This is a genomic window from Mucilaginibacter sp., assembly GCF_039207105.1.
In the GTDB taxonomy this organism is placed as follows: Bacteria; Bacteroidota; Bacteroidia; order Sphingobacteriales; family Sphingobacteriaceae; genus Mucilaginibacter.
This window is the reverse complement of record NZ_JBCECK010000044.1, coordinates 20,646-27,215: the sequence shown is the minus strand read 5'-3', so window position 1 is coordinate 27,215 and position 6,570 is coordinate 20,646. Positions and strand designations below refer to the sequence as shown.

Annotated in this window: 4 protein-coding genes; 2 read left to right on the top strand and 2 right to left on the bottom strand. The window is 45.4% G+C overall.

Annotated elements, in window-relative coordinates; genetic code table 11:
* Window positions 1–1,032: hypothetical protein (locus AAGC65_RS11365; protein ID WP_343112568.1), on the top strand; the 1,032-nt coding region annotated here is incomplete at its 5' end.
* Between the two features lie 80 nt (window positions 1,033–1,112).
* Here AAGC65_RS11365 and AAGC65_RS11360 read toward each other — a convergent pair.
* Both AAGC65_RS11360 and AAGC65_RS11355 read right to left on the bottom strand, forming a co-directional pair.
* On the bottom strand, window positions 1,113–2,939 hold the full coding sequence (locus tag AAGC65_RS11360; RefSeq protein ID WP_343112567.1) for a serine hydrolase: 1,827 nt from the start codon (window positions 2,937–2,939) through the stop codon (window positions 1,113–1,115).
* Window positions 2,926–4,557: an amidohydrolase gene (locus tag AAGC65_RS11355; protein ID WP_343112566.1), complete on the bottom strand. Its 1,632-nt coding sequence runs from the start codon at window positions 4,555–4,557 to the stop codon at window positions 2,926–2,928. Before AAGC65_RS11355 ends, AAGC65_RS11360 begins: the two co-directional genes overlap by 14 nt.
* A 131-nt stretch (window positions 4,558–4,688) precedes the next feature.
* Between AAGC65_RS11355 and mutL the strand changes: the two genes are divergently transcribed.
* A complete protein-coding gene (gene mutL / locus AAGC65_RS11350; protein ID WP_343112565.1) occupies window positions 4,689–6,554 on the top strand; it encodes a DNA mismatch repair endonuclease MutL in 1,866 nt (621 codons plus the stop codon).
* Window positions 6,555–6,570: the final 16 nt, after the last annotated feature.

The window sequence follows — 6,570 nt, the reverse complement described above, 5'->3', positions numbered from 1 at the left end:
ATAATAAGCGAAGTGAAATATGCAAAGGGCACAACAGATTTAAAAATAATTGCTCCAAAACCGTATAAAAAAGATCGACTTAATTTTTTTAAGATCGATATTAGCGGAGATACTTCGATAACAAAATCTGTTATCAGGGGTTTTTTACAGGTTAAAAAAGGTAGCCATTATAATGCTGATGGTTTTACGCTACCCCCAAAAGCAGTTCACGAATTAAAGTATCATTTGAAAAAAACCACGTTTTTTGACCGCTTGGATATTAACGGCGATTACTATGGCATTTATCTTAGAAGTTTGGTGGATACTGCTTTTAGTTTGTATCCTGCAATATCTGATGACGCTAAACTTTTAACTCTCATGCAAACAAATGGTCGTCATTTATATAATTTCTTTAATGTCCCTAAAGGTGCAAGTAGTTTGGACGTGGATATGACCCAGATAAACAAGACATCTTTGGTTAAAAATATTACATCGCCCGGAACAAATTTATCAGTACAGATATTTGGCAGACCCGATAAGAAGTATTTTAACAGTTATAATCTTGGCCAGGTTACATCCCTAACCAGTGGGCTTAATTATTATTATCCACAGGAGTCTTTTGATGAGTATGTTACCGAAATAGGATATACTATTGGTAAATCAAATTATTTTTTCACTAAAAACACCAGTACCATTCCGGATAAAGCCGATACCTATGATGCCGTTATTAATACCCCAGCATCAAATTTGACTACTTTTAAACCTTCCTTTTCGGGCAATGTTGACTACTACGAGGCACACTTCTCTGACAATCCAACCCCCAACTTGTTTGTACTGTTATTTGCTCCTGCAGCTGCAAATTACAACAACATTAAATTTCCTGACTTTTCTAAATATCTGGGTGTAAAAAGCGTTGATTTAACTAAACAAGTACTTACATATTTTTGCATTTACCAGGATGGTACTTTTGATGAGAAAAACTTCCTATATAAATCTAATGGCCGCTCAGATTATCCCAGCCTTAACTTAAGGTCTGTAAGCCGAAGTTATTAATCGTAAAGACGCGAACACGCGCCTTTACGATTATTTTGTAGAGGCGCGTATTCGCGTCTTTCCTTTTTCAACTTCTTGGGCTATATCCCCTTATTTATCGCCTCATAAACTACATCCTGTATCCTTGGTCTGATGTTCAGGCTGCCCAGTTTGTTGCCGGCATTGGGGTGTACCCGGTTACTCAGGAACACATATACCAGGTTATATTTCGGATCAACCCAGATACAGGTGCCGGTAAAGCCCGTATGCCCGTAGGTTTGCGGCGAAGCCAGTTTTGATGGGTAATGCCTGTCGGCAATAGGATCCCAACGGTCAAAGCCAAGTCCGCGCCTGCTCACGGCCGATTGTTTGGAGGTAAACAGGTCAACCACTTCGGGTTTAAAATATTGTACGCCGCCATAAGTGCCGCGGTTCAGCAGCATCTGGTATAATATGGCCACGTCATTGGCGCTGGCAAACAGGCCCGCATGGCCGGCAACGCCACCCATCATGGCAGCGGTTGGGTCGTGCACATAGCCATCAAGCAGGCTTTGGCGGTATTCCTGATCGTTTTCTGTTGGCGGGATGCGGTCGGCGCTGAAACGGTGCAGGGGTAAAAATCCGGCAGTCTTCATCCCCAGCGGGCCATAAAATTGCTGCTGCACGTACTCATTCTCGGGTATTGAGGTAATACTTTCTACCACCTCTTTCATCAGCAGCATGCTGATATCACTGTACACATACTGACCTGGTGTTTTAATAGGTGAGTTCAGCATATCGGGCAGCATCACATCTTTAAAGTAATCTTTCCTTAAAAAATAATGGTCAGATACCCGTACCGGATAAGCCGCCGATGAATCGGTACTGTGGTCTGATGGTTTTACCTTTTCAAAGGTTTTAATATCGGGGATCAGCCCGGCCTGGTGCATCAATACTTCACGTATCTGGATGTTGTTTTTATTGCTTTTGCGGGCCAGCGGGATATAATCGCCAATGGTGCCCTCCAGATTCAACTTGCCTTCATCGGTCAGTTTCATAGCCTCTACAGTGGTAGCGGTTATTTTGGTCATGGAAGCCAGGTCAAAAATATCAGTGATATTATCCGGGATGGTATTTTCATAGGTGTGGTAACCGTAGGCCTTGTTAAATATCACCTTGCCATCTTTAGCAACCAGTACCACGCAGCCTGGGGTGGCATGCTCGGTAATAGCCTCACGGGCAATGGCATCAATACCGGTCAGACTGGCTGTGCTGATGCCGGCATCTTCAGGAACGGTATATTGCAGCCTTACTTTATTGGTGATAAAACCCATGCCCGAAGCAAACTGCGGCGAATAGGTACGAGTTAATTTCTGGGTTACCGGTAAACCGCCAAAAATGGCTTGTGCGCTGTAAAATGCAGAAACCGGGGTAGCCCGCTCCGTCCACATAATGGGTACACTAACATTATTTAATTTGGTCAGTAATCCCCCGCCGCCAAAGGCAGCTACAATTACGTTTTTTAGTTTTTGGTTAGAGCTGATAAAATCCATGATCTGCGGATTGCTCATATCCGCATCGCTCAGCTGTAAAATAATAGTATTGTACCATTTCAGATCGGCCGACAGGTCGTTCAGGTTTTTTGCTCCGCTATAGGCGTTACCATCAAAGGCATCTACTTTACTGTATTTATTGAGCAGGCTGTCAAAAGCGGTGGCATAACGGTTAGAGAAATGTACACTGGCAATTTTTAATTGTTCCAAGTTTTGCAGCGGTATCAGGTACTTGCTGTTGTTGAATAACACGGTGGAGTGTTCAACCTGTTGTTCCTCGTTCACGTAAGCCTGACCGGTAGGGATGGCAACTGGCGGTATTTGCGCGCATGCCGTGTTAAATAATGCAAACCCCAATAATACTGCCGGCACCAGGCCCCATTTACTTTTTATCATATACTTTTATTCCGTTTATATAGGTTTTTGTTACTTGAATTTTAGGCAGTTCCGATCCTTTCGCTTTCATGATATCTTTATCCAGTATCACAAAATCGGCGTATTTGCCAGGCTCAATGCTGCCTTTTTCCTTCTCCTCAAAGTTGGCTTTAGCGGCCCAAATGGTTATACCCCGTAGGGCTTTGGTACGGTCGAGCGCGTTTTCGGGCTGAAAGCCACCTTCCGGAAAGCCATGCAGGTCTTTACGTTCAACAGCCGCATAAAAGGTGTACAGCGGGTTAATATTCTCCACCGGAAAATCGGTACCCAGCGGTAACCAGCCGTTTTGTTTCAGCAATTGCTTAAATACGTAGGCCGATTTTAACCGGTCGGCACCAAGCCTTTTACCCGCCCAGTACATATCTGAGGTAGCATGGGTAGGCTGTACAGATGGGATGATACTGTTATCGCCAAACAGCTTGATATCCTCCGGTGCTAATATCTGAGCATGCTCAATGCGCCAGCGCCTGTCGTTTTTACCCTTTAATACCGAGGCATATATTTTCAACATGGTGCGATTAGCCGAATCGCCAATGGCATGAGTGGCCAGCTGAAAGCCGCCGTCATAAAGTTTCTTAGCTATTTCCTCAAAATGCTGAGGACTGCTCAGCAAAAAGCCGTTCCAGTTTTTTTGATCGGCATAGGGCTGCAATAAACACGCACCTCTTGAACCCAGGGCGCCATCGGCATAAGCCTTAATGGCCCTTACGTTTAAAGTGGGGGTTTTAGTTATGCCATGCTTAAATAGGTAGTCGTAGTTTTCGGCCCTGTCGGCAAGCATCAGGTACATGCGCATTTTAAGCGCACCTTTATGCTGCAGCTGGGCAATGGTGCTTACCATAGTGTACGGAAGGCCGCAATCATCAACCGTGGTTAAACCGACTGCAAAGCAGTTTTTCTGGGCTGCTAATAGCGCGTCCTCGGTCACTTGGGCTGTTGGTTCAGGAATTTTGCGGGTAACAATACCTACCGCGTTATCAACCAAAATACCGGTAAGCTTGCCGTTTATCGTTTCTATTTCGCCACCGTTAATAGTTTGGCCGGGCTTTACACCTGCAAGGTTCAGCGCAGCCTGGTTGGCAATAGCGGCATGGCCGTCAACCCGGCTCAATATTACCGGCCTAACAGGGAAAAGTGAATCAAGCCTGGCCTTATCCGGGAATTGTTTTTTGGCCCAATCATTCTGATCCCAGCCGTGGCCGGTTATCCAGCCGTCGGTATTGCGGGCGGCATAAGCCTCAACAGAGTCTAAAACCTGTTGCCAACTTTTAGTGCCCACCAGGTTAACATCCTGCAGGCCCAGGCCATATCTGTAAAAATGCGTATGCGCGTCAATAAAACCGGGATATATGGGTGCGCCATTAGCGTCAACAACCTCACGGGCCAGGTACTTTTGCTCCAGCGTATCTGCATTACCAACCGCCAGTATCTTACCGCCTTTTACCACAAATGCATTGGCGGTGGTAAAGTTGCTGTCAACGGTGTAAACAAGCGCGTTTTTGATCAAAAGGTCGGCATTGTATTCTTTTTGTTTGCAGGCAATGACAAAAAGGAGCAGCACTGGCCATAATTTCTTCATAGGGTATATCTGTATAATCCTGGTAATGTAATTATTAAATGTTAAATGTATATACAACTATCAAATCATAAAGTTATGCCTTCAAATATTTAATTTAGCATCGAATTGGAAATTGAAGGGAAATTTTTTAAATGTCAGATATAATACAGCTTTTACCGGATGCCGTTGCTAACCAGATTGCCGCAGGTGAGGTGGTGCAAAGGCCGGCATCTGCCGTAAAGGAATTAATTGAGAACGCGCTTGATGCCGGGGCCGGAAAGATCCAGCTTATTGTTAAGGATGCGGGCAAATCATTGATACAGGTTATTGATGATGGTTGCGGCATGAGCCTTACCGACGCCCGTATGTGCTTTGAGCGGCACGCCACCTCCAAAATACGCAAGGCCGACGATCTGTTTGCCATACGTACAATGGGTTTCCGGGGCGAGGCGATGGCATCAATAGCGGCTATTGCCCAGGTGGAGATGAAAACCCGCCGCCATGAGGATGAACTGGGTACCTGCATACTTATTGAAGGCTCGGAAGTGATAAGCCAGGAAGCCTGCCAGGCCAATACCGGCACCTCCATATCGGTTAAAAATCTGTTTTATAATACGCCCGCCCGCCGCAACTTTTTAAAAAGCAACCCGGTGGAGATGCGTCATATCATCGACGAATTTCAGCGTGTGGCTTTGGCCAATCCGCATATATTTTTCACCCTGCACCATGATGGGCAGGAGGTATATCACCTGCCGGGTGCCACGCTTAAGCAGCGTATTGTACACCTTTTTGGCAATAATTATAACCAGCGCCTGGTTCCGGTTGAGGAGGATACCACCATCATTAACCTGCGTGGTTTTGTAGGCAAGCCCGAGTTTGCCCGTAAAACCCGGGGCGAACAGTTCTTTTTTGTGAATAACCGCTTTATCCGTGATGCTTATCTCAACCACGCGGTACTTACCGCGTTTGAAGAGCTTTTGCCCGATGACAGTTTTCCGTTTTATGTGCTGTTTATTGATATCGACCCATCCAAGATAGATATCAACGTGCACCCCACTAAAACCGAGATCAAGTATCAGGACGAGAAGGCTATTTATGCCATCATTCGCTCGGCGGTAAAACGTTCTTTAGGCAGGTATAACATTACCCCCAGCCTTGATTTTGACCAGGAAAACAGCATTGAACACCTGATAACGCCCAAGCCGTTTGAGGAGATCATTGCACCAACCATATCTTTCAATCCTGATTTTAACCCTTTCGCGTCGGAAAAAACAAGTACCCCGCGCGAACAGCATCCTTTTTTACGGGATAGCGGCAACTATAAAAGCAGCAGCCCCATACCCAAAAACTGGGATACCCTATACGAGATCAGTAAAAAAGAAACCACCCTGCAGCATGAGCTGCACCCGGAGGAAAGCATTGCCGTAAATGAGCAGGAGGTAAGCAAACCAAGCGAGCGCCAGTTGTTTCAGATCCACAACCGCTTTATCCTGTCGCAAATTAAATCAGGTTTTATGCTGATAGGGCAGCAGGCCGCGCATGAGCGTGTATTGTATGAACGTTTTTTACAACAATTGCAAAATCACTCTGGAGTGAGCCAGCAAAGTTTATTTCCACAGTCGGTAACACTAAACGGCAGCGATTTTGAGTTATTAAGAGAACTTTTGCCCGATATTAGGGCTCTTGGCTTTGATATACGCGAGTTTGGCAAAAACACTGTTGTGGTTGAAGGTATACCCGCCGAATTGAATAATGTTGGCGAGCACGAACTGCTGGAACACCTGTTGGAAGGCTTTAAAAATAATATGGCCATTTTAAAGGTAGATAAGCGCGACAACCTGGCCCGCTCACTGGCACGCAACGCGGCCATTAAAACCGGTACCAAACTATCGCTGGAAGAAATGAACCAACTGATAGATCAGCTTTTTGCCTGCGAAACACCTAACCAGGCATTGAACGGTAAGCCCGTAATCAGTACCTTTACCATGACCGAACTTTTAGAACGATTTGAAAAATAGACCGACGCTCCTTTAA